Origin of the sequence: Pseudomonas sp. D47, from assembly GCF_045447305.1 — a bacterium.
Classification (GTDB): Bacteria; Pseudomonadota; Gammaproteobacteria; order Pseudomonadales; family Pseudomonadaceae; genus Aquipseudomonas.
Window position 1 is genome coordinate 125,642 of record NZ_JBJGXU010000004.1, and the last position, 22,936, is coordinate 148,577.

Sequence of the window (22,936 nt, forward strand, 5' to 3'; positions counted from 1 at the left end):
AATGTCATTTGGGAAAGTGCTTGTTGGTTTCGTATTTATCGAATAAATATGGTAGTTATAATGTCAGTCCTATTTTACAAGATAGAAAGTATAAGGTTAGTGTGTGTTTGAGATGGGCTCTTGAGATTATCAGACTGTGTCGTTGGAACAATATTTACAAACGGTATTTCTACTCACAGCAAATGCACCAAAATCGAAGTTGCTCAAGTTGAACTCAACACGTTTATTGACTACCGCCAAAAATTGTAATGGTGCACCAAAAATAACTTTAATTGCCTCAGTTGCGGTAATCGATGCCGAAACACCACATACGGGACCTATACTTCCAATTTTACGAGTTTTTCTATTTAGTTTTTTTACGCCGAATAGATCCGCAGCGTTTGTTGGAGTCAGCACTTGATCGAAACAGTGGAAGCAAGCGGTTAATCCTGGAATAACTACCTGTCCAATCAACGTTAAATGTAAATTATAACCGCCACCAATGATGTGTGGAGTTTTATTTTTTAAACAGAAGTCGGAAACTATCCTGGATGTTTTGTCAACGCTCGGAAAGTCTGCGCAATTTATAATTAAATTTTGGGTGTCAGGTAATGATCCTAAATCTTCGACAGATTCCATTTTTTTACAGATGGCCTTTATTCCAATACCATATGAATGCCTGATGTTGTCGCGAGCTGTGGTAGCTTTAGGCTTTCCGATGTCAGCCTCAAAGAACAAATCTTGTCTATGGAGGTTAGATACCTCGACGACGTCATCATCCATTACAGTAATATTCTGGACTCCAGCTTTTATCAAGCAATGCAAAACCCAGGATCCTACAGCACCAAGTCCGATGATAAGTACACTTGTCTTTGATCCTTGCGAGATGGCCTTTTTAACTTCCGATGTGGAATGAAAATAACTTTCTAAAGTATTGATCAGTCGAGGGCGTGAGTCTACGTCAGACTGAGAATACGGATCATTCACTTCAATTAGAGCGTATTTCTCTTGAAGAAATAGGGCTAGTGCACATAACTCGTGAATAAAAATTTCTGGATACAAAGCACTGATTGAACTAACTGTCAGCGAGCCATCAAATCGGTGTAGTAATCCAATAATTTCAGGGTAACTCTGCTCGATTGAAAATCCGACCCTTAGATTACTATCAAAAAATTCAACAATCTGCCCACGGTGTACAATTGCAATGCAACTTCTTAACCTAAATACTTTATTTTCTACAGACATCGCAACCTTCCTTAGCTGAAATTTCCACCCACTCCACTTCACTTTTTCCGATCATGAACTCTCCACGCTGAGATAGCCTAGATTTATATGCCTCACCGCCTGCAATATAGTTCAGCAGCTGTACACAAGCGTATGATGCAGAAAACAGAGACATACTGTAAGTTCCGCCGCTACCACCGATAACATGTGTTTTTGTGGGGTTGGTTTTATGTACTTTGTAAGATGGTTTCCAGTCAGCTAAGGCAACGCTGAAAAAATTGCTACAGCAATCAACGCAGATAGACTCTCCAGGAATAAAAAAATCTCCTGTACTCATGAGGTGAGCATCAAACCCACCGGCAACATAAAGAGGGATATTCTTAGCCCACAAATAGCGACCGAGTTTGACCGAAGTATGACCTATATATGGTTCGTCGGCTGTGTTAATTACGACAGTGGCACTATCCACCAAACTGGATAGGTCTGTTAAAGGTAGGAGTTTTTCCTGGATGCACTTGACGCTTACATCGGAGTTTATTTTTTCGATGTAACGCCTAAGTGCATGAACCTTCGGTTCTCCGATCTCATTAATTGAAAAATATGGATGCCGTTCGGAAGACTGTTGAGTGAGGGTTTTGTTATCTACAAGCGTAAAATTTGAAACTCCAGCTCTTGCGAGATTAATTACAATAGAAGCCCCAACTGCCCCCACACCAAAAACAACACAGTGGCTGTCAACGATTCGTTGATGAGCCTTATCTGCGGGCAACCCAAATATCCAATCAGACAAAAAATTTATCTGTCGTGAGTGTCGAGAGTCAGGGGCTGTACTCAAAGGATGTTCTAATACACCGTTAACGATTAAATAGTCAAATATCGACTTTAGTTCGTCGAGATCTAGTTCGAATCCAAAGTCGGCTAAATGCTTCGAGAGGGGTTTTACTCCATCTAGGGCCGATAGTACTTCACTAAATGTAGGGTCAATCCGAATGGAAAGTTTTTGCCTAGTATTGATATGGTAAAACTGAATCGTGCAGACGTGAGGCTCACCTGTGGACATATATACATCCACACTGTCTTTTATTTTTAAGACAGGATCATATGTGAAAGCTTCCATTCTTCATCCTACCGAGAGGAATAGGTGCCAAATTCTTGGCACCGCTCCAAAATCAATATTGCAAAACACCGGCATTGGCTTCGAGATACTCATCCCAAGAATCTAAACTGCCGTCATCAGATCCAATATCTTGACGGGTGCAAACTCGAGTGCAGCAATCGCTTCTACTTCCTGAACAAGTCGTAGTGTACTTGGTACCGGCTTCAGGATGTTCGCCTACTTCGGAAAACTTTAAACTAACCTTCATTTTGACCATTGCTAACTCCGTTTACGTTATGGACACAGAGCGAAAACGATACCATAATGGCATTCTCATGTCACTCACGACTTTCACGAACGGAGTTACTGATGCAGGGAAGATCAGAAGGAAGTTTCTTCACAGTTGTTGGTGCCAAAACAAACAACCTAAAATGTCTAAATATTAGAATTAAGTTAAATTCATTGACCGCCATAACGGGGATAAGTGGTGGTGGGAAGTCTTCTCTGGCATACGGCACACTGTTTTCAATCTGCAAACAGCAATTTAATCAGCTGGAGTTTGGGGCATATGATTATGCTACTTATAGCGTGGATTCATTTCATGGCTCATTGCCAGCGATAGCGCTAACGCAAAACAATTTTAACTCAAACCCAAAATCGACTATTTATTCCTACCTAGATATTCCTAGTTATCTCTACTCCATCCTTCCGAACGACGACACACTAATCGACCATTCATCTCTTCGTTTAAATAAGCCAGGAAATGAATGTCCGCATTGCGAAGGAAGTAGAGAGTCACTATCGTTGTCCGAAAGTCTCATTGTTGATGAATTTAAACCTTTGGAAAAAAACCCTTTCAAATGTTGGTCTGGGGCAAATCTATCTAAGCATACAGCTCTGCTTCAAGCTTTTTGTGAGGATGAAGGAATTGATCTGAAAAAATCGATCTCTGAGCTTTCAGTGCAGCAAAAAAATAAGGTCCTAAATGGCGAGTCAGCTAAGAAATTTAAAATAAGCTTTGCCTTTAGTGGGAAGAGGAGATCTAGAGAAGAACGTTATATAGGTCCAATAAAGAGCTTGGTGGAGTTCTCGCAGAGCGAAAAAGCATCACTATATGATGCTTTTAGGAAGTTTTCAAAACCATCTCCGTGCTCCCATTGTGACGCAACTGGTTTGAACTTGAGTTTCTATAAGAAAAGCAAAGTATCTGGAATTTCCCTTTTTGAATTTTTAAAGTCTCCAGTTTCTGAGGTGGTTACGCGGCTGAAAAACTCAGGCAAAAGCCAACCCTCGGCATTAAAGGCATTAGTTACCCAGTTGGAAACACTCGTTGAACTTGGTTTGGGGTATCTTTCTTTGGTAAGACAGGTCCCCACCCTGTCTGGTGGAGAGTTACAAAAACTTAGGTTTGGTCAAATATGTAATACTTCAATTTCGGGGGTTATGTTTGTTTTGGACGAAATTTCGTCGCAAATATCTACAAATGCTCATGATCTTTTGATTGAGAAGATGAAAAAAATATGCGCTAACGGGAATACAATTGTAATGATTGAGCATAATCATTACTTTATCCAATCGGCAGACCAAGTAATTTGCATAGGTCCAGCGCCGGGAAATGAGGGTGGCTATATTGTACCTTATGTGGTTTCTGAGCATTCTGTACTTGAAAGAGATAAAGAGTATAAACCCGCGGACTTTTTTCCTCTCCCCAAAGTCAGCAAGAACAATGTTTCAAATGTCCTGGCGTCTATTCCAAGAAATGCTATTACCGGAATATGCGGTGTTTCTGGTTCGGGTAAGTCCTCTTATGCCGCCGCTATTAGTGAAGTATTTCCCGAAGCTCACTACGTTTCGCAAAAGCAAATGCGTGGAAACGTTAGGTCTACTATATCTACAGCTCTAGATTTGAGCGCAAGTATCGCGACTATTTACTCAAAAAACACTGATATGGCTAAGGAACTATTCCTGCCTCAACCAGGTAAGCTAGGTTGCTGTAATGTCTGTGGTGGAACAGGGGTCGTAGACTTTGCTAGGACTTTTGAGAGAACGATTAAGATAACCTGTTCTCTCTGTGAGGGTTCATTATTTTCAGAAGTTGTTGACCTTATTAAGGTGTTTAACATGAACGTGAAGGAGTTTTATGGTTCACCCCTTCACTCTCTACCTAATGATCTGGTTGTGCAAAGCAAAAAGCTCAGCTCTGTAGTAAAAATCGCTGAGGCTCTTGGGGTGTCCCACTTGAGTCTAAACCGGAAAATCGGAAGTTTGTCAGGGGGCGAATCTCGCCGTATTAAGTTGCTGCAAGCATTAATATCTCCAAGTAAAGACAAAATACTGATAATAGATGAGCCTGGCGCTGGGCTGGATAGTGCTTCTGCAGTTAAAGCCATAACTCATATTGGAGATTGCGCTGCTTATTTTAAGGCTATTTTGGTGATAGACCATAAGCCTGAAATACTTGATCGATGCAATTATATTTTAGAGTTTGGCCCGGGCGCTGGGCCAGCGGGAGGGGAACTTGTATATTCTGGGTTGCCATTCAGCAGGAGTAGAGCAGTATAAGGATTGATTTGTTAGCGTAAACCTGTGACAGATTGTTCGAAAGCTAAACCTCTCAATTGTGAAGCAATGGGAGGTTTGCGCGATTTGCCCTTGTTTTTTTTTATTTCCCGGCTCTACATGAATGCTCTGTTCCCGAAGATGCTCGCTGACTGTTTTGGGTCATTCCTTCCCTGTCTTTACTTTGTGTAGAGTAGTTAATGCAGCGTCCTCTATAAATGCCGACCTTCGCGAAGCTTTTTTGAAATGCCAGGATTTGTCTAAGCGAATAGTGAGTAAATGCACGGTCAGTAGATAGTAAAAACGCGTCGACTCAGTGCGCTGGTTCAGGTGCTGATTTAGAAACCAGTCAAGATGTTTTCGCTGCCAAGCCCATGGATTATCTCGGTACCAGCGTTTAGAAATCGCCGCTTGAATGGCCTTTGCTTGACGTAGGTGACGCTCACGTGTGGCATGCGACCCGGTCAGAACTCCCGCCAAGAACAGTTCCATATCGAATGGCTTGTTGCTCATGTTGGACCACCGATGTAGGCCGATACCACGTCGATACGGCCATGCCCCAGTTCATAGCTGATTTGGTCTCGGGCCTGCTGATCGAGGAGCTGGTTGAGTTGGTAGCAACGGCCACCGTTGATGGGCGAGGAATGATGGGTGATTTGCTCATAGCGTTCGCACGCATAGGCCGCACGCAGTTCGTGGAAGCCTTTGAGGTTGTGCTGATGGAGGATCTCCCGTGCGGGGCGAACGATTCCCTGTTGGAAATCGAGGTGGCGTTCATTCGGTGCAAGCAGGTTGCGGCTACCCTCTGGCGAGACTTGGAGGGCGAATGCCAGTGCGTCGTGGATGTGCTCATCCATCGTTATCCATCGAGGGGCTGAGGCTCCCGAGCGGCCCCCTTTGGTGCCATCCTGGATGTTGATTTTGCCGAATTTTTCGGCCTCACACCTCAGGCGCGGAAGATCGGCCAAAATGGTCTAACGTAGGCGCATGCCGGTGGCTCTCGCTAACTGAACGATGGCCGCGGCACGCGGCATTTTTTGTTCGCAGAGCACCTCTACGATCCGTTTCACGTGTTCGCGGTCCTGGCCTTGCGGCACCGAGCGACGAACACTGGTGCGGCGCATCCCCAGTGCCTTGCTAGGACTCGGCACTTTCACATACTGATCACCGCGAAGCGCGGCCATGGTTCGGTTCACGCTGGACAATCGGTTTTGCGCAGTGGCGATGCAGATAGCGGCTAGTTCAACTTGCTGACGCAGATGTCCGGCATAGTCCAACAAGGTCTGCCGATCAATCTGCCGCGCATCGTTAAAGCCCGGCCCATCCTCCGACCGACACCACCGCACAAACGCCTGCCAGCGATCACTGTGCGCCTTGACTGTGCCGTAATGCCCTCCGCCAAATAGATGTCGCAATGCCTGCGGCCCGGCATAACTCAGCTGCCGGCCATAGCCAAAATTGCGCCCATCTCGTTTACCCACCAATCCCATGATCGAACTCCTCTCGAAGTCAAAACGTTGAAGCTTTTCCCCACGTCATCCCGCCTAGGATGTTGAGTGTTATCAGGGATCAAGGCCCCTGCGACCTGTGAGGGTTGTCCACTAACGCGGGACTGGCGGCTCTTGACGACCGGGAGCTTGGGCATCTCATGATCTGGCCTCCTGAACACTTCCAAAGAAGTGGGCGGGTGGAGGCTGCGCTGGCTGACGAGACCGACGCCGCGAGATCCTGAGTTGGGTGAAGGCAGCTATGCGATGACCGGGGCATGCCTGACTGTCAGTCAGGTGCAGTCCATTCCTTGGGCTGCGGCACCATCATCTGCGTCGCTGTTGTTGGTGACTTCGGTGTTTGTCACGCCGATTGTCACGAGGGGAAATGCCGCAATGCCTTGTACGAGTTGGGCTGCAGCAGCGGTAGGAGCGCCCGTCTCTTTCCGGAAGAAAGAGACGGGCGCAGGTTGGCGCAAGGAAATGGCCAAGCGGATAGGTTGCTGCAGGGCAGCTATGAACGGAGATGAGTTGCCGCAACGGGCACACTGGTAAAAGTAGGCATCCATCACATCGCTGTGACCGTGCGAGCCGCCGGACGCTAATCGCACTTTGGGGGAACCACCACGGTGTGGCGTAGCCTTAAAGGTTCTGGCTACCTGGGTTGCTGTCAACGACAGCGCTTTGCCCGATCTTTTCTACGCCTGTGGATAATTCGGGTCAAGACTCCAATTTTCGGGAGTTCTGCGGCTGTGGATGAAATTATCCACCGGTGGAAATCCGTGGTTTTCCACAGACAGTCGCGTGGGCTTTAGATTTTTTAAGTGAGGTCCATCCAAGCAGGGCGGCTTTGCAGCCCTGTTTGGATGGACCCGCGTGGACAAGCGGATCACTGAGATATGAAGACCGAGCGCTTACTCGGTTGCGCCACGTTTCGCTTTTAGGCGAGTGACGTTCGCTCCGGTCTGGTTGGCGAACTCGTGTGGAGTGACATGCTCCTGCCGGTTGGCCTCCAGGTACCGGCTCCACCAGTTCATGATCAGCCTGCGTTCCTCGATGAACTCTGCCTTGTGGATGTAAGCGGCGCGGACGTTGTTGCGTTCCTTGTGGCTCATCTGCCTTTCAATGGCGGTCTCGGACCACAGTCCTGACTCGATCAGTGCGCTGCAGGCCATCGAACGAAACCCATGCCCGCAGATATCGGTTTTGGTGTCGTATCCCATCGTCCGTAGCGCGTTGTTCACGGTATTTTCGGACATGGGTTTCCAGGGTTTGGCATCACCTGCGAAGACCAATGCGAATTTGCCTGTGAGTGCATGGATTTTTTCGAGTAGCGCCACTGCTTGCGGCGATAAGGGTACTAAATGGATATCCCCTGCCATCTTCGTACCCCTTGTGGAAAAGGGTACTCCCTCCAACGCGGGTCGAGTGTCCGGTATCTCCCAGGTGCCGCGCTTGAGGTCGAACTCGCTCCAGCGTGCGAAACGCAGCTCGCTGGATCGTACAAACACATGCAGCGACAGCATCACCGTCAGACGGGTAAGTGCGCGGCCTTTATAGGTGTCGATCCGCTCCTGCAGTTCCGGCAGTCGCGATAATGGTAGAGCGGGGCGATGTACCACCCGCGGGGCTTTGATCGAGCCTTCGAGGTCGTAAGCAGGGTTTATGGTGATAAGCCGGAGGCGCTTTGCCTCGCGCATGATGCTCTGCAGGTAGTTTTGTACCCTTAAAGCAACGTCGATCGTTCCGCGCTTCTTGATCGCTTCCAAGGGCTGCATAAGGTCATGGGTGTCGAGATCAACAATGGCGCGTGCGCCGATCAGCGGGAACACGTGGGTTTTGAGGCGGCTCATCACAGTCTTGGAGTGGCCTGGTGCCCACTTGGCCGACATTTCTGTGTGCCAGTCCAGCGCAACGCTTTCAAAGGTTCTGCCTTTGATCACAGCTTCCGCCTTGGCTTGGTGCTTGGTCTCTATGGGATCAATGCCATCCGCCAGCATTCGCTTGACCTCCAAGCGCTTGCGGCGCGCGTCGGCGAGGCCAATGACGGGATAGTTGCCGAACGAGGTCAGTCCTTCCCGTCCGTCAGGTTTGACGTAACGGAGCCGCCAGCCTTTGCGGCCATTGGGTTGGACTAGAAGGTAGAGGCCGTCGCCGTCGAAAAGCTTGTAGGCGCGGTCTGTAGGTTTTGCTAAGCGGCAAGCTGCGTCGGAGAGCGGAGCTGTGGTGCGCGACATAAGGGTACTCCCTTTTATCGAAGTGACCTGTATCCCAAACTCTACCCTTAAAACGGTTGGAATCCACCAGTTTCTGACGGAAACCGATGGAACGCCAAAACGAAAAAACCCGCCAGAAGGCGGGTTTTTCGGGGGATCCAGAGATTTTGAAAGCCTTCTCTGGAACCTTGTATGGTGCCGGCACCAGGAGTCGAACCCGGGACCTACTGATTACAAGTCAGTTGCTCTACCAACTGAGCTATACCGGCGTGTTAGGGCGACGATTATAGCGATTGGCAAGCTTCTGTAAACCCCTGAATTCTGACTATTTTTGCAGAAGTGAAGGTTTTTTTGCGATCCACGCTTTTTCGTCGCTTCAGGGCCTGCAAATCAGCTCAATTCCCGTCGCAGCAATCGTCGGTGAATTTCAGCTATTTCAGCATCTGCGCCTGGCCCTTGGAGTCCAGATACGTCATCCGCGCATTCACTACGCCGCAGCCCGTGCGGGTGTCCTCTGGGGCATCAACGGTGGGTTGGGCTCATTGAATGCCTCGGAGGTAGCTGGGCTGTGTGCGGGTTTTGTCGGGTTGTGTATTGCGTGGCGTCATGCCACTCATCTGAAAGCATTTCGTTACAAACATCCAAATACTGACAGCATCAGTTTGATATCACACAATGCGCGCCACAATAATTCAGCGGTTTAAGCCGGGGAGCAGTCAGTGGGGCGTGCAGATCACAGTTCAACACCAAGCACCGTGCTGGCTGAGCCTTTGGAGCGTTTGCTCGAGCAACTGAACCAAGGCGTTGCGCAATCTCTTCGCCCGCCTGAGGTGGTTGAAGGCCCGCATGGCGAGGTGTATTCGGATGCTTCGGCGCCGACGGTCGTGGTGGTGGTTTCTGCCACGGGCGGTGTGGGGCGCAGCACGTTGGCGGCGGCGCTTGCCAGTGGTTTGCAGCGTCAGGGGCATCCGGCGTTGGCGTTGGACCTGGACCCGCAAAACGCGCTGCGTGATCACTTGTGCCCGGGGTTTGATTTGCCGGGTCTCGGGGCTGTCAGCCTGCTCAACCAGACCTGGGAGGCCTTGCCTAAGCGCGGGTTTGCCGGGTGCCGTGTGGTGGCCTTTGGCGAGACCGACCCGGTGCAGCAGCAAAGTTTGAATCGCTGGCTGGGGCAGGACCTCGAGTTTCTGCGCAAGCGTTTGGCCGGGCTCGGGTTGAATGGGCAGGACACGGTGGTTATCGATGTGCCTGCGGGTAATTCGGTGTACCTCAGCCAGGCGCTGTCGGTGGCGGATGCGGTGTTGGTGGTGGTCCAGCCGGACGCGGCTTCGTTTCGCCGCTTGGCGAAGATGGACGAAGTGCTCGCGCCTTACCTCGCCAGCGAATCTCCACTGCAACGGTTTTACGTGATCAACCAAGTGGACGCTGGCCACGCCTTCAGCCAGGACATGGCCGGGGTGTTCAAGCTGCGCCTGGGCGATGCGGTGCTGGGTGCGGTGCACCGCGACCCTGCTTTCATCGAGGCCCAGGCCTACGGGCGCGACCCGCTCGACCCGTCGCTTAACAGTGTTGGCGGCCAGGATATAAATGCTTTATGCCGGGCCTTGAAGGGGCGACTGCACCAAGGCCATTAATTTGACTGTTTACCGCCTGTCTAAAAAACAACCAGTCAAAACATCAAAATAATGACACTTTCCTGCGCCTGTCACAGAATGCCTCACTAAGACGCCCATAATAAGACCTGCGGTAAGTGCCTGCTTGCCGACCTTCACGTCTTTAAGCTGCGTCGTGAGGAGCTGGCTATGAGCCTTAGCGAAGAACTTCTGGCGTTGTTCGGCAAGAACGTCACCCATGATGCCGAAGGCATTAATGCGCGCATGCACTTTTTTGGCAGCGTGCCTGCTAATGAAACCCACCCTGCCCACTCCCAATTGACCGATATCACAGCGCTGCGCCCCAAAGTGGTGGCGTTGGTGTCGATGAATGGCGGCGTCGGCCGCAGCACCCTGGCCACGGCCTTGAGCAGCGGTTTGCAGCGTTATGGCGAATCCGTTGTGGCGCTGGACCTGGACCCGCAGAACGCCTTGCACCATCACTTTGGCGTCAGTGCCGCGTTGCCCGGTATCGGCCGCACCAGCCTGGAGCACGGGCAGTGGAGCCCTTTGCAGCAGCTCGGCTTTGCCGGTTGCCAGGTTATTACCTTTGGCGATATCGACATTCAGCAGCAGGAAAACCTCGAGCGTTGGCTCAAGCACGAGCCCACCTGGTTGGCGCAGCGCCTTGCGTCTTTGGGGCTGAGCGAGCGGCAGACGGTGATCATCGATACCCCCGCCGGCAATAACGTCTACTTCCATCAGGCGCTGAACGTCGCCGATGTGGTGTTGGTGATTGTGCAAGCCGATGCCGCCTGCCTTGGCACCTTGGATCATCTGGATGTGCTGCTCGCCCCGCACCTTGAGGGCGACAACCCACCGACTGTGCAGGTGGTGGTCAATCAGGTGGATGAGGGCAACCCTTTCAGCCTGGACATGGTTGAGGCGTTCAAACAGCGCCTTGGCACGGCGCCGTTGGAGGTGCATCGCGATATGGCAATCAACGAGGCACTGGCGTTCGCCGCCGACCCGCTGGACAACGTGGCGAAACGCTTGGCGAGTGACGATATCGGCGAGATTTGTCGGGTGCTGAAGGCGCCGAAAAGACGCGCCTAAAGTGCGGTTTATACGCTTAACGCCAGATGCTTATGCACAATCGGTTGGTTGAACCTGCCCCCAAACAGCCATTTTGTGGCGCTGTTCTCAATGCGCTGCAACTGTCTGTTTTGTGTGCATTTTATTTTATGAACAAAAAATGACCAGGGCACCTTTTGCCCTGTAGCGCTGATAACTACAGCCTCTGTAAAGATTTCATCAACAGAGTTATCCACAGGGTGCGTGTAAGATTTTTGCCCTCTAATCGCGCTCGGCCAGCACCATCAAGTTGCGCGGGGTCAACGTCGTTTCGCAGAAGTTGCCTATCTTGACCTTGTAGCCCTGTTCCTTCAGAAAAAGTGCCCGATCCAGCACCAGCCACATCTCCAGTGGGCGCCGAAACAGACCGCGCACCAACTCCAGGTTTCGCACGTGGGCCAGGCGCCGCCAGCCGTGCGCCTCCAGCGCCGCCCAATCCTGTTCACCTGTGGATAAACCTTTGAGGCTCGCCAGCGCTCGGCAATAGTCAGCGAAGGGTTTATCCAGCCAATTGGCGGGCAGGGACGGTGTGGGCAGGTACTCGTCGCAACCGCGCAGTTGCCGTTGTAGCTGATCGAACCCCAGGCGCCGGGCCATGGACGAGTCCCGTTGCTGGCGTACACGGTTGCCAGCGGTGACCGTTTCGCTCAGCGGCAGGCCGAGGTCATCAATCGACAGCTTAAGTTTCGACGCGCGCCCCGCGCCAGACACGGCTTGATAGCGGTCGGCATTGATGCGGTTGTAACAGCAGGGCGCCAGCGCCAGTTGTTTGCAGCCAGCCGCGCTGGCCAATTGCAGCAGGCGCACGTGCAGGTCGCCGCAGGCATGCAGGGCGACGGGGGTGTGGTCGGCGCTGATCGACACAGGCGCCATCACGTCTTGCAGGCGATGGGTAGCGGGCAGGCCGTGATGGTCGCTCAAGGCCTGGCCCGAGGCGATAAGGGCCGGGTCGTATTCGAGGCACGTCAGCTGCTGGCCGGGTTGCAGCAGGCGGCGGCCGAGGTGGCCTTTGCCGGCGCACCAGTCCAGCCAGTGCGTGGGCGTTTGCGCGAAATGCAGCGCGGCGCCGAAGGCTTCGATCTGTTGCCACTTGCGGCCCGGCACGTCGACATTCAGTCGATGGCGAGCGGGTTGCAGCGCCTGTGTCGGTAACTTATCCACAGCACTGAGCTGCAGCGCCTGTTCGGCCAGCTGTGGAAAAGGCGCGGGCGCCGGCAGGTCATGAGGGTGGTTGTGGCAGCTGTCGGCATCGGCCAACGAGCGTTGGCGCAGCCATTGGGCCAGCTCGGGGTGCTGGGTTTCCCAGGGTAAATGCAGATGGGTAAAGGGCCGTGGTCGCCACAGCCCTTGGTGCTCGATTAAAAACGCATCCAGCGCCGCAAAGCGTGCTTCAACGTCCTTGGCAAGCATCGACGCGCAGCCAGCGTTCGAGCAGTTTGAAGCCGCGTACCAGGATGTAAGCCATCAGCAGATAGAACAGCCCTGCGGCGAAGAAGATCTCCACCGGCAGGTAGGTGCGCGCGATGATGGTCCGCGCCATGCCGGTCAGTTCCAGCAAGGTCACGGTACTGGCCAGGGCGCTGGCCTTGAGCATCAGGATCACTTCGTTGCTGTACGCCGGCAGGCCGATGCGCGAGGCACGCGGCAGGATGATGTAGAACAGCGTCTTGGGCTTGGACATGCCCAGCGCGCGCGCCGCTTCGATTTCACCCGGCGGGATGGCCTGGATCGCGCCGCGCAGGATCTCGGCGATGTAGGCGGCGGTGTGCAGGGTCATGGTGGCGGTGGCACACCAGAACGGGTCGCGCAGGTACGGCCACATGAAGCTCTCACGCACAGCATCGAACTGCGCCAGGCCGTAATAGACCAGGAACAACTGCACCAGCAGCGGCGTACCACGGAAGAAGAAAATGTAGGCGTAGGGCAGGGCGCTCACGTACCAACGGCGCGAGGAGCGGGCAATGCCCAGTGGGATCGCCAGCAGCAAACCGGCGATCACGGCGATGGCCACCAGTTCCAGGGTCAGGGTCGCGCCCTGGGCCAGTTTGGGCAGCCATTTGATGATCACTGCCCAGTTCAGGCCAAGGTCGAAGTGCGACAGCCAGCTGTAGTCACCGCTCATTGGGTGCTCCTCGCAAAGCCGCGGGCGGCGCGTTTTTCCAGGAAGTACATGCCGGTCATGGCCAGCACGGTAAGGCCCAGGTACATGAAGGCGGCGACCATAAAGAAGGTGAACGGCTGTTTGGTCACGGTCACGCCGATCTGCGCATGGCGCATGATTTCTTCCAGCCCGATCACCGACACCAGTGCGGTATCTTTCATCAAGATCATAAACAGGTTGCCCAGGCCCGGCAGGGCGATGCGCCACATCTGCGGCATGATCAAGCGGGTGAAAATCCGAAACTTTGACAGCCCCAACGCCACACCGGCTTCGCGGTGGCCCTTGGGAATGGCGAGGATCGCGCCACGAAACACTTCGGTGGCGTAGGCGCCAAAGCACAGGCCCAGGGCGATAACCCCGGCGGCAAAGGCACTGAGCGAAAGGTCGGGGTTACCGAAAAACTCCCCCAGGGCACGCATCAAATTGACCGTGCCGAAATAAATCAGCAGTACCCACAACAGTTCGGGAATGCCACGAACGATGGTCGAGTATGCGCCGCCAAGCCATTGCAGCGGCTTGTACGGGGAGGTCTTGCCGAGGGCGCCGGCAAGGCCCAGCACCAGCCCCAGGCACAGGGCCGTGAGCGCCAGTTTGACGGTCATCAGCGCGCCGGCGGCGAGCGCCGGGCCGAATCCGTAGAGATCGAAATTCATGGTGTTTTCATATCGCGGCAGGCATTGCTGAAAGCCGGCGCGCTCAAAGCAGCGCGCCGGTCAGGCCGTTCAGATCATTCGATGCTGAACGGGAAGTACTTGTCGTTGATCTTCTTGTAGGTGCCGTCTGCCTTGATCTCTGCCAGGGCTTTGTTCAGGCGTTCGCGCAGTGGGTCGCCTTTGCGTACGGCGATACCGATCTTGTCGCTTTCTACAACCGGGTCGCCTTTGAATTCATAGGCCGAACCGTCTTTGCTCTTGAGCCATTCGTACTGCACGTATTTGTCGGCGAGGATGCCGTCCAAGCGGCCGGACGTCAGGTCGAGGTAGGCGTTTTCCTGGGTGTCGTAGAGCTTGGCCTCGGTGTCCGGCAGCTTGTCTTCCAGATAAGTACCGGCCAGCGTCGCGCGCTGGGCGCCGATGATCTTGCCCTTCAGGTAGGCCGCGTCAGTCTTGAAGTCCGCAGTGGCTTTAGGCGCGATGAATTGCAGCTTGTTGGAGTAGTACGGGTCGGTGAAGTCGACAGCCTGCTTGCGTTCATCGGTGATGGACAGCGAGGACACCAGGAAGTCGAACTTCTTGGCGTTCAGGGCCGGGATGATGCCGTCCCAGTCAGACACATACACTTCGCACTTCTCGACTTTCATCTTCGCGCACAGGGCGTCGCCGATGTCTTTGTCGAAGCCGACGACGTTGCCGCTGGCGTCTTTATTGTTGAAGGGCGGGTAGGCCGCTTCGATCCCCATTTTCAAGGTTTCTGCCATGGCCGTGGCGCTGAACGCCATCGAAACGGCCGCGGCCAGAAGGAATTTTTTATAGTTCTGCATGCATGTTGCTCCGTTAGCGGTTGCTGGACATGAATTGTTTGCAGCGCGCCGAAAGCGGGTTTTCAAACACCTGCTGTGGCGATCCTTGCTCTTCGACCAGGCCCTGGTGCAGGAACACCACTTCACTGGAAACCTGACGGGCAAAGCCCATTTCATGGGTGACCAGCAGCATGGTGCGGCCTTCTTCGGCCAGCGCGCGGATCACATTAAGTACTTCCTGGACCATTTCCGGGTCAAGCGCCGATGTCGGCTCGTCGAACAGGATGACCTTGGGTTGCATCGCCAGGGTGCGCGCAATGGCGGCCCGTTGTTGCTGGCCGCCAGACAGTTGCGCAGGGTAAGCGTGGCGCTTGTCGCCGATGCCGACCTTGGCCAGCAGGGCTTCGGCCACTTCTATCGCCTCGGCCTTGCTCTGGCCAAGCACACGGCGCGGCGCCTCGATGATGTTATCGAGGATGCTCATGTGCGGCCACAGGTTAAAGTTTTGAAACACAAAACCGATTTCACTGCGCAGGCGGTTGATCTGTTTGCCGTCGGCGGCCATCAGCTCGCCGTTTTTCATGGCCTTGAGCTTGAGCTCTTCACCGGCAACGAAGATCTGCCCCTGGTGCGGGTTTTCGAGCAGGTTGATGCAGCGCAGGAAGGTGGACTTGCCGGAACCGGAGGAGCCCAGGATCGAGATCACGTCACCGTCGCGAGCGGTCAGCGAGATACCTTTAAGCACCTCCAGCTCACCATAGCGTTTATGCAAGTTGCGGATTTCAAGCGCGGGCGCGGCCTCGGCCATGTGCGGTCCTCATTGTGTTCAGTGCGTTCTTGCTGTTGGGCCGCCTTCCTGGCGAGGCGCCAAGCTAGCATAGCGCTCAGATGGCAGCCAACAGCGCTGCGGACGGTTAACAGGTGGTCTGCGTCAGGGTGTCGCATCAGCGCAGCAGCGTGTCGCGCTATCAACAACCTAACAGACGTTTGAACCCGATAAATCCACAGGCTTCGCGTAAAAAAGGGCGCGATGGTGCCAGCTTTGGGCGGGTGTTGGAAGGGTTAACCGGGCAAACGGTGCACATCAGCCCTTTTGTGGGGCGTCACGCACTTTTTGTGTGTGTTTTTGGTGCGCGCATGCGGCTGGAATGTGGGTCGCACGGTAACGCTATAGCGGAATGCCATTGTTCTCAACGACTTGCGAGGGCTGATCAATTGTCCTACAGGCCGCGTCAATTGCGGCTCTGTAACATTTTGGCGCAAATCTTGCGTAAAAAATAAAGAACGCCCCGTTGGTTTCTTTTCACGAAAAAGATCGCGCGCCGGGTGGACCGTTTTCGCAATTCCTCGTAAAGGTGTGTCAATGAGTAGTACGCAAAGCTCCAATGACCTCGAACAGGGGCTCAAACCGCGGCACGTCACCATGCTGTCGATTGCCGGCGTCATCGGTGCCGGTTTGTTTGTTGGCTCCGGCCACGCGATTGCTGCCGCTGGCCCTGCAGTGCTGCTGGCTTACGCCGCTGCGGGTACGCTGGTGGTGTTGGTGATGCGCATGCTCGCCGAGATGGCGGTAGCATCGCCCGACACCGGTTCGTTCTCTACCTACGCCGACCGCGCGATCGGTCACTGGGCCGGTTTCACCATCGGCTGGTTGTACTGGTGGTTCTGGGTGTTGGTGATTCCGCTGGAAGCCAACGCCGCTGCGACCATCCTCCACGCCTGGTTCCCCGACGTGGCCATCTGGGCGTTTACCTTGATCATCACTTTGTTGCTGACGGCGACCAACCTGTTCAGCGTGAAGAACTACGGTGAATTCGAGTTTTGGTTTGCGCTGATCAAAGTCGTGGCGATTGTGGCCTTTGTGATCCTCGGCCTGGCCGCCATTTTCGGCTTCCTGCCGACCAGCCAGGTCAGCGGCGTGTCGCACCTGTTCGACACCCAAGGCTTCATGCCCAACGGCATGGGCGCAGTACTGGCCGCCATCCTGACCACCATGTTCTCCTTCATGGGCACCGAGATTGTCACCATCGCTGCCGCTGAATCCAAAAACCCAGGCCAGCAAATCACCAAGGCCACCAACTCGGTGATCTGGCGAATTGGTTTGTTCTACCTGCTGTCGATCTTCATCGTTGTGTCCCTGGTGCCATGGAACGATCCGACCCTGGCGGCCGTAGGTTCCTACCAGACCGTGCTGGAACGCATGGGCATCCCGAATGCCAAGCTGATCGTCGACCTGGTGGTTCTGGTTGCCGTGACCAGTTGCCTGAACTCGGCGCTGTACACCGCCTCGCGCATGCTGTTCTCCCTCGGCCGTCGCGGTGACGCACCGGCCATGGCCAAGCGCACCAACAAAAGCGGCACGCCTTATTGTGCAGTGCTGCTGTCCACTGGCGCGGCGTTCCTGGCGGTATTCGCCAACTACGTGGCCCCGGCGGCGGTGTTCGAGTTCTTGCTGGCCAGCTCCGGCGCGATCGCGTTGCTGGTGTACCTGGTGATTGCCGTGTCGCAATTGCGCATGCGTCAGAAGCGTACGGCGGCGGGCGAGAAGATTGTCTTCAAGATGTGGCTGTTCCCTGGCCTGACCTATGCGGTGATGGTGTTCATCGTCGGTACGCTGACCATCATGCTGTTCCAGGAAGCGCACCGGGTCGAGATCATCGCGACCGGTATCCTGAGCTTGCTGGTAGTGCTGGCGGGGTTGTTTGTGGCGAGCCGTCGCAAGGCGCAGAAGGTAGGCGCTGCGGTACTCAATTGATGTAATGAAATGCGGTTTTTAATGTGGGAGCGGGCGTGCCCGCGATGACGGACTGACAGTCGATATCTTCATCGGCTGACACACCGCTATCGCGGGCAAGCCCGGCTCCCACATTTGGTTTGTGTCAGTCTGCTGAGTTGGCGAGTGCTTGGGACGCCGCCACGTAATCCGCCTGAAACTCCTCCGACTCGATCCACGCCAACGCCGCCGCCTCATCATCGGAATCCGTCGCCCACTGCCGATACTCGATCAGTGCCGCTAGGATAAAGTCGGTAGCTTCCTCTTCGCCTTCCTGCTCCAGCACCAACGCCAGCAGTGGGTGCGCCAGGAACACCGCACACAGCGCCTGCTGGCTGGTCTCGCCCGCTGCACGCATCTCTACAAACAACTCGGTCAAATCCACTGACTCAAGGTCAATGCGGCTGTCATCGCCGGAGAACGCATCCGGCTTGGTCGCAACGGCGCGCTGGGTACGATTTTGCTTGGCCTTGGCTTTTGCCCGGTGGGCACGTTTTTGCTGCTTGTTCGGCGAGGCCATGGGCTCACGTCCTTTGTTCAGGATCTGGGTGGGGTATTGAAGCGCAGGTTGGGGGAAATCCCAAGGGTTTCTAAACGCGCTGGCCGGGGGTGCCTTGTGCCAACTCGCCTCGTTGCAGCCAAGCCAGTGCAATCGGCCACAACCGATCCTGATACTCACTGCGGAAAAATGCGAAATGCCCGACGGCTTTTTCACCGATATCCTCGGGGGCAATGCGCAGATGAGTACGCGCGCTGCCTTCAAAATAGCTCAGCAACCGCTCAATAGCCGCCACCGTGCCAAACGGGTCGTCGGTGATGCTGATGGCCAGCATCTGAGCCTTTACGCGGGCAAAGGGCAACTCACCCAAGGCACGCCCACTGGGGCGGGTTTCATACCTGGGCGTCGGCGTGCCCCAGTCGCGCACCACGCCAGCCGGCGTATCCTCCAGCCAGCCCAGGCGCTTGCCCGGGAAGTAACCGCACAGCGCGGTCACCAGCGGCATCACCACGTGCCATTTGCCGAACATTCGCCAGCGCCTGCTCGCTTCATAATCGCGCCAGTACGCAAACTGCGCGCCGACCGTGACGATTCGGCGAATCACCGCACCTGACGCGCCCAGCCCTGCTGCGCAACCGCCGAAACTGTGACCGACCACATCAATCGGCTGCCCCGGAAACTCCCGTTGCGCGCGCTGCAACATCGCCTCGAAATCCAGCACGCCCCAATCCGACCACGACGCCTTGAAGCCGCGCAGTGAGCCGCTGCGGGATTCGCCGATGCCACGGTAGTCGTAGGTGATCACGTCTAAGCCGTTGGCAAACAGGTAGTCGGCGAAGCGTGAGTAGTGGCGGCAGCGTACGGAGGTGGCGGCGTTGATGATGACGACTGGGCGTGTCGGGTCGGTTCTGACATGGCGCCAAGTGAAGCCGCCAACAGCGTAGTTATCCGGCGCGGGCTCGCGGAATGCTTCTGGGGCGGGTCGGGTGGGCAGGTTCATAGGTCGGCTTGATCCTTGCGCTTTTGGTGTGGGCTGTAGGGCCGCGCGCTTTTATAAGAAACCGAAATTAACAAATTTAGGGCGGCATGGGCGTAAGAAATATCGTGATGCTCGACCTTAGCTCTCTGGGTGCTTAGGCTTGCGATCTATTGATCTGCCAGAGTCGGCCCATGACCCGCGACACCCTCGAACACCACCAAATCCCCATCTACTTCGTCGCCGTCCTCCTGGCGGCCGCATTTGGTGTGCTCGCGCCGTTGTCGGCCCACGGCCTCGGTGTATTGGTCACGCCCGCCATTGCGGTGCTGATGTATGCGATGTTCCTGCAAATTCCGTTTCTGGACCTGCGCCAAGGCTTGGGCAATAAGCGCTTCATCTCGGCGCTACTGCTGGCCAATTTCATTCTGGTGCCGTTGCTGGTGTGGGCGTTGACCCGTGGCCTGGTGGAGCGTCCGGCGCTGCTGGTAGGGGCGTTGCTGGTATTGCTCACGCCGTGTATCGATTACGTGGTGGTGTTTACCCATATCGGCAAGGGCGATTCGCGGCTGATGCTGGCGGCGACGCCGGTGCTGTTGTTGCTGCAACTGGTGCTGTTGCCGGTTTACTTGGGTTTCATGCTGGGCGCGCAATCCGCCGTGGTGGTGGCAGTGGGGCCGTTTGTCGAGGCGTTCCTGTGGTTGATTGTGCTGCCGATGATCCTGGCGGTGCTGACGACATCCCTGGCGCGGCGCTCAAGCGTGATAAACGCGTGGAACAACGCCTGGGCCTGGTTACCGGTACCGGCGATGGCATTGGTGTTGTTTGTGGTGATCGCCTCGCAGATCACCTCGGTGGTGCGCGATATCGGCTTGTTATTACCGGTAATCCCGGTGTATGTGGGCTTTCTATTGCTGGCGCCGCTGATGGGCGCGTTGGCTGCACGGTTGTTTGCGTTGCCGGCGGTGACGGCGCGCGCGGTCACGTTCAGTGCGTCGACCCGTAACTCCTTGGTGGTGCTGCCCCTGGCGTTGGCGTTGCCCGAAGACGTGCGCGGGCTGGCGGCCACGGTGGTCATCCTGCAAACCCTGCTTGAACTGGTGGGCGAGCTTGTCTACATCCGGCTGATTCCGGCGCTGGTGTGGCGCGTCGGTCGCTAAATCCATAAATGTTCGGGTTTGTTCAGGCGCTATTCAGGGGCTGAGTCGGCACCATAGAGTCGGCGCAGCCTACCTGAAAGGACATTCGATGGATCACCGCAGCCGTTTTCGCCTGGAGTCCCTGGGCATTTTCCTGATTGCTTTGTTGTTGTTCACGTGGGGCATCTGGGATGAGCAGCCCCAGGGCTTTGATGGGCGTTGGGCGCTGTTCATGCAGGAAATGTTTCGCCATGGCGCGAGTCTTTTCCCTACCACCTACGGCCAGCCGTACGCGGATTACCCCGGTACTGCGACCTTCTTCAGCTTTGTGTTCGCGCGTTTGTTCGGTGCACCGAATCACCTGGCCAATGTGCTGCCGACCGCGCTTGCTTCGGCGGGCATGATTGCCGTGGTCTATCGCCTGCTGGCGCCGTCCAGCCGGCCTTGGGCGTTGCTGACGGTGCTGCTCACGCTGCTCACCACCCAATTGCTCGATAAGTCGCGCTCGGTCTGCTTGGACCTGATGATCGCGCTGTTATGCGTAGGCAGTTTCTACCTGCTGCACAGCGGCGAGCGTCTAGGCTCGCGAGTGAGGCAGCTTGCCGTATTCCCGTTGTTTGCCCTGGCCTTTGCGATTCGCGGGCCACTGGGGCTGATCGAGGTCTGTGGTGTGGTCTGCGTGTATTGGGCGCTCGGTCGGCCGGGGCAGCGGGTCAAGCAGGTGTTGATCCACGGCTTCGTTGGGCTGGCGTTGCTGGTGGCGTGCTGGTGGGTACTGATGAAGTTGGCGCGGATCAGCGGGGGCGATGCCTTTGCCGATGAGGTGTTCAAGATGCAGGTCGGCGGGCGCCTGGATGAGTCCGGCGAGCCGTTCTATTTTTACTTCAAGCTGAGTTTGTACCGCTACTTCCCCGTCGTGCCGTTGGCCCTGGCCACGATGATTGCGCTGCGCCATCGCTGGTCTGAACGTTGGGTGAATGATGACGTCCAGCTGGTCGTGCGCCTGGGGGCCTGCGGCTTGATGATTTTGCTCGGGCTGTCGGTGCCGCACTTCAAACGCGCCTATTACATTCTGCCGATGGTGCCGATGTTTGCCGCTGTGGCCGCCTATGGGCTGCTCCAGGCGCAAAACTGGCTGGTCGGCGTGCGTCGCTGCTATGAAGGGCTCGTCGCCGCGCTGCCGGCGTTGTGCGTGGTGGTGCTGTTTGTGTGTCGCCAGTCCTGGCACAAGCGCGGCTATTGGCCGGACGTGCCGTTGCCGCTGTTGATCGGTGGGCTGGTGGTTCTGCAAGTGGCGGCGTTGATTGCCTGGCACCGTGCCGTGCGCTTGGTGTGGCTCAGCCTGATTGCCCTGGCGGCGCAGTGGTTGCTGTTGGTGGTGGTGATCGATCCGGCTAAGGACCTGCAATTCGATACCCACAAGTTTGTCAGCCAGGTCGAGGCGCTGCGTGTGTCCGAGCCTGGGCCTTTGGTGTTCGTCAATTTGGGTCGCGACACCTGGGCGGTGCGCTACATGATGAACCTGGATCACGATGAGCAGCCGCTGTTCGTCGCGGGCTATGAGCTTGAAAAGTTGGCGACGTTGCCAAGGCCGTCCTGGGTTGTTGTGTCGCGCAAGGAGACTGCGCTGTTGAAGGGCACACCGATGGCGTCGCAGGCCCCCGTTTTCGAGGGCCGGCTGAACGACAACCCGCTGATGGTGTTTTTACTCAAATAAGCGGGCAAAGGAGAGGGGATGAGCCGCTGGCTATTTGCAGCGGTACCCCTCAGGCATCGTGACGGTGTAGTTGCGTTGCACGCGGTCATGGAAATTCAGGTTCTGCAGCCCCTGTTCCACCAGAAAGGCCTCGACCTTGGCAGCCTGGCAGTCTTCGTTGTAGGACGTCGCCCGCAACAGGTACACCGCACGCCTGCTGACTTCATCGCGTGCCGTGGCCGTGAAGGTGGTGAGCGTGGTGTAGCCGGTTCGCTCTGAGGTGCCCACCGGGCCGTAGGTGGTGTTCGGTTTGCTGGTGCAGGTCAGTTGGTCTTCTTTTTTCTTGTTCTTCTTGCACTGAGTGGTGGTGCTGGTTGGCACCTGGCCATATTCGGTGGCGGTGTAGCGGTAGGTCACCTGGTGGCTGTCGACATCGAGGAGGATGGTCATTTTGATCGGTGCGTGGTTCTTGGGCAGGGTGGTGTCGGTAAACACTTTTTGAAAACCCTGGTCCTTCATGGCGCTGACCATATCGCGCAGGTAGTAGCGGGCGTTAAGCGTGCTTTCTGCGCTGCCGCCAACGGAGGTCGTTACCAGCACCGTTGCCTGTCGATCAAAGTGATAGTCCGGGTCGGGTGTTGCGTTGATCGCTACGTCCATTTGCGTGGCGCATCCACTGAGCAGCGCTGTCAGCAGTAATAGCGTGCAGAACAAGTACCGGGTCATCCAATAACTACCTTGCAGTAAAAAATTTAGTACCCGCTAAACGATTGAGCCGGGCGATAAATAAGCCTCGGCCATTAAATCGCAGGCAATAAAAAACCCCAAGGAATTATCTTCGCTTGGGGTTTTTCGGTATTAGTGGTGCCCAGAGACGGAATCGAACCGCCGACACGGGGATTTTCAATCCCCTGCTCTACCGACTGAGCTATCTGGGCAACGGGGC

At 55.3% G+C, this 22,936-nt stretch carries 20 protein-coding genes, 2 tRNA genes and 1 pseudogene; 6 read left to right on the plus strand and 17 right to left on the minus strand.

Annotation, left to right across the window (positions count from 1 at the left end):
* Positions 1 to 129: 129 nt before the first annotated feature.
* From ACI77I_RS05370 to ACI77I_RS05380, 3 genes are read right to left on the minus strand one after another with little or no spacing between them, the layout of a single operon-like run.
* On the minus strand, positions 130 to 1,224 hold the full coding sequence (locus ACI77I_RS05370; protein WP_406997094.1) for a ThiF family adenylyltransferase: 1,095 nt from the start codon (positions 1,222 to 1,224) through the stop codon (positions 130 to 132).
* Positions 1,208 to 2,320 (minus strand): ThiF family adenylyltransferase, encoded by a 1,113-nt coding sequence (locus ACI77I_RS05375; protein ID WP_406997095.1) that lies wholly within the window; start codon positions 2,318 to 2,320, stop codon positions 1,208 to 1,210. The genes ACI77I_RS05370 and ACI77I_RS05375 overlap by 17 nt, the downstream gene beginning before the upstream one ends.
* 52 nt (positions 2,321 to 2,372) lie before the next feature.
* Positions 2,373 to 2,576 carry a hypothetical protein gene (locus ACI77I_RS05380; protein WP_223530747.1) on the minus strand — a complete coding sequence of 68 codons (204 nt, stop codon included), beginning with the start codon at positions 2,574 to 2,576 and terminating at the stop codon, positions 2,373 to 2,375.
* A 92-nt stretch (positions 2,577 to 2,668) separates the two neighbouring features.
* Here ACI77I_RS05380 and ACI77I_RS05385 point away from each other — a divergent pair, with 92 nt between their 5' ends.
* A complete protein-coding gene (locus ACI77I_RS05385; RefSeq protein WP_406997096.1) occupies positions 2,669 to 4,861 on the plus strand; it encodes an ATP-binding cassette domain-containing protein in 2,193 nt (730 codons plus the stop codon).
* A gap of 159 nt (positions 4,862 to 5,020) precedes the next feature.
* Here ACI77I_RS05385 and ACI77I_RS05390 read toward each other — a convergent pair whose 3' ends face one another.
* The 5 genes and pseudogenes from ACI77I_RS05390 to ACI77I_RS05410 all read right to left on the minus strand — a co-directional run bounded on the left by ACI77I_RS05390 (position 5,021) and on the right by ACI77I_RS05410 (position 9,049).
* A complete protein-coding gene (locus ACI77I_RS05390; protein ID WP_406997097.1) occupies positions 5,021 to 5,371 on the minus strand; it encodes a hypothetical protein in 351 nt (116 codons plus the stop codon).
* Positions 5,368 to 6,348 (minus strand): annotated as a pseudogene (locus ACI77I_RS05395) (integrase domain-containing protein). The gene ACI77I_RS05390 and the pseudogene ACI77I_RS05395 overlap by 4 nt, the downstream one beginning before the upstream one ends.
* 911 nt (positions 6,349 to 7,259) lie before the next feature.
* Positions 7,260 to 8,582 (minus strand): integrase arm-type DNA-binding domain-containing protein, encoded by a 1,323-nt coding sequence (locus ACI77I_RS05400; protein ID WP_201021725.1) that lies wholly within the window; start codon positions 8,580 to 8,582, stop codon positions 7,260 to 7,262.
* A 172-nt stretch (positions 8,583 to 8,754) separates the two neighbouring features.
* Positions 8,755 to 8,830 (minus strand) — tRNA-Thr (locus ACI77I_RS05405).
* Positions 8,831 to 8,992: 162 nt separating this feature from the next.
* A complete protein-coding gene (locus ACI77I_RS05410) occupies positions 8,993 to 9,049 on the minus strand; it encodes a hypothetical protein (RefSeq protein WP_083360327.1) in 57 nt (18 codons plus the stop codon).
* Positions 9,050 to 9,280: 231 nt separating this feature from the next.
* Here ACI77I_RS05410 and bcsQ (ACI77I_RS05415) point away from each other — a divergent pair, with 231 nt between their 5' ends.
* Positions 9,281 to 10,195 carry a cellulose biosynthesis protein BcsQ gene (gene bcsQ, locus ACI77I_RS05415; RefSeq protein WP_406997098.1) on the plus strand — a complete coding sequence of 305 codons (915 nt, stop codon included), beginning with the start codon at positions 9,281 to 9,283 and terminating at the stop codon, positions 10,193 to 10,195.
* Positions 10,196 to 10,363: 168 nt separating this feature from the next.
* Complete coding sequence (gene bcsQ / locus ACI77I_RS05420; protein WP_406997099.1) at positions 10,364 to 11,269, plus strand: cellulose biosynthesis protein BcsQ; 906 nt, start codon at positions 10,364 to 10,366, stop codon at positions 11,267 to 11,269.
* A 240-nt stretch (positions 11,270 to 11,509) separates the two neighbouring features.
* Here bcsQ (ACI77I_RS05420) and ACI77I_RS05425 read toward each other — a convergent pair whose 3' ends face one another.
* The 5 genes from ACI77I_RS05425 to ACI77I_RS05445 form a co-directional block, all read right to left on the minus strand.
* Positions 11,510 to 12,697, minus strand: a complete 1,188-nt coding sequence (locus ACI77I_RS05425) for a methyltransferase (RefSeq protein ID WP_406997100.1) — start codon at positions 12,695 to 12,697, stop codon at positions 11,510 to 11,512.
* Positions 12,678 to 13,367, minus strand: a complete 690-nt coding sequence (locus ACI77I_RS05430) for an ABC transporter permease (protein ID WP_026013808.1) — start codon at positions 13,365 to 13,367, stop codon at positions 12,678 to 12,680. Before ACI77I_RS05430 ends, ACI77I_RS05425 begins: the two co-directional genes overlap by 20 nt.
* 38 nt (positions 13,368 to 13,405) lie before the next feature.
* Entirely contained in the window at positions 13,406 to 14,101 is a 696-nt protein-coding gene (locus ACI77I_RS05435) for an ABC transporter permease (protein WP_094952839.1), read from the minus strand.
* A 74-nt stretch (positions 14,102 to 14,175) separates the two neighbouring features.
* The gene (locus ACI77I_RS05440; protein ID WP_064450233.1) at positions 14,176 to 14,928 is read right to left on the minus strand and encodes an ABC transporter substrate-binding protein; all 753 of its coding nucleotides are present in this window, start codon (positions 14,926 to 14,928) and stop codon (positions 14,176 to 14,178) included.
* Between the two features lie 13 nt (positions 14,929 to 14,941).
* Entirely contained in the window at positions 14,942 to 15,715 is a 774-nt protein-coding gene (locus ACI77I_RS05445) for an ABC transporter ATP-binding protein (RefSeq protein ID WP_094952841.1), read from the minus strand.
* A 555-nt stretch (positions 15,716 to 16,270) separates the two neighbouring features.
* Between ACI77I_RS05445 and gabP the strand changes: the two genes are divergently transcribed.
* A complete protein-coding gene (gabP, locus tag ACI77I_RS05450; protein WP_094952842.1) occupies positions 16,271 to 17,662 on the plus strand; it encodes a GABA permease in 1,392 nt (463 codons plus the stop codon).
* A 124-nt stretch (positions 17,663 to 17,786) separates the two neighbouring features.
* Here the strand turns inward: gabP and ACI77I_RS05455 are convergent, their stop codons facing one another.
* Positions 17,787 to 18,200, minus strand: coding sequence for a hypothetical protein (locus ACI77I_RS05455; protein ID WP_094953835.1), 414 nt, complete (start codon positions 18,198 to 18,200; stop codon positions 17,787 to 17,789).
* Between the two features lie 70 nt (positions 18,201 to 18,270).
* A complete protein-coding gene (locus ACI77I_RS05460; protein WP_406997101.1) occupies positions 18,271 to 19,179 on the minus strand; it encodes an alpha/beta fold hydrolase in 909 nt (302 codons plus the stop codon).
* Between the two features lie 170 nt (positions 19,180 to 19,349).
* Between ACI77I_RS05460 and ACI77I_RS05465 the strand changes: the two genes are divergently transcribed.
* The gene (locus ACI77I_RS05465; RefSeq protein ID WP_406997102.1) at positions 19,350 to 20,315 is read left to right on the plus strand and encodes an arsenic resistance protein; all 966 of its coding nucleotides are present in this window, start codon (positions 19,350 to 19,352) and stop codon (positions 20,313 to 20,315) included.
* An 88-nt stretch (positions 20,316 to 20,403) separates the two neighbouring features.
* Positions 20,404 to 22,011 carry a glycosyltransferase family 39 protein gene (locus ACI77I_RS05470; protein ID WP_094953832.1) on the plus strand — a complete coding sequence of 536 codons (1,608 nt, stop codon included), beginning with the start codon at positions 20,404 to 20,406 and terminating at the stop codon, positions 22,009 to 22,011.
* A 30-nt stretch (positions 22,012 to 22,041) separates the two neighbouring features.
* Here ACI77I_RS05470 and ACI77I_RS05475 read toward each other — a convergent pair whose 3' ends face one another.
* A complete protein-coding gene (locus ACI77I_RS05475) occupies positions 22,042 to 22,716 on the minus strand; it encodes a hypothetical protein (RefSeq protein ID WP_083355727.1) in 675 nt (224 codons plus the stop codon).
* 136 nt (positions 22,717 to 22,852) lie between these two features.
* Positions 22,853 to 22,928 (minus strand) — tRNA-Phe (locus ACI77I_RS05480).
* Between the last annotated feature and the right edge of the window lie 8 nt (positions 22,929 to 22,936).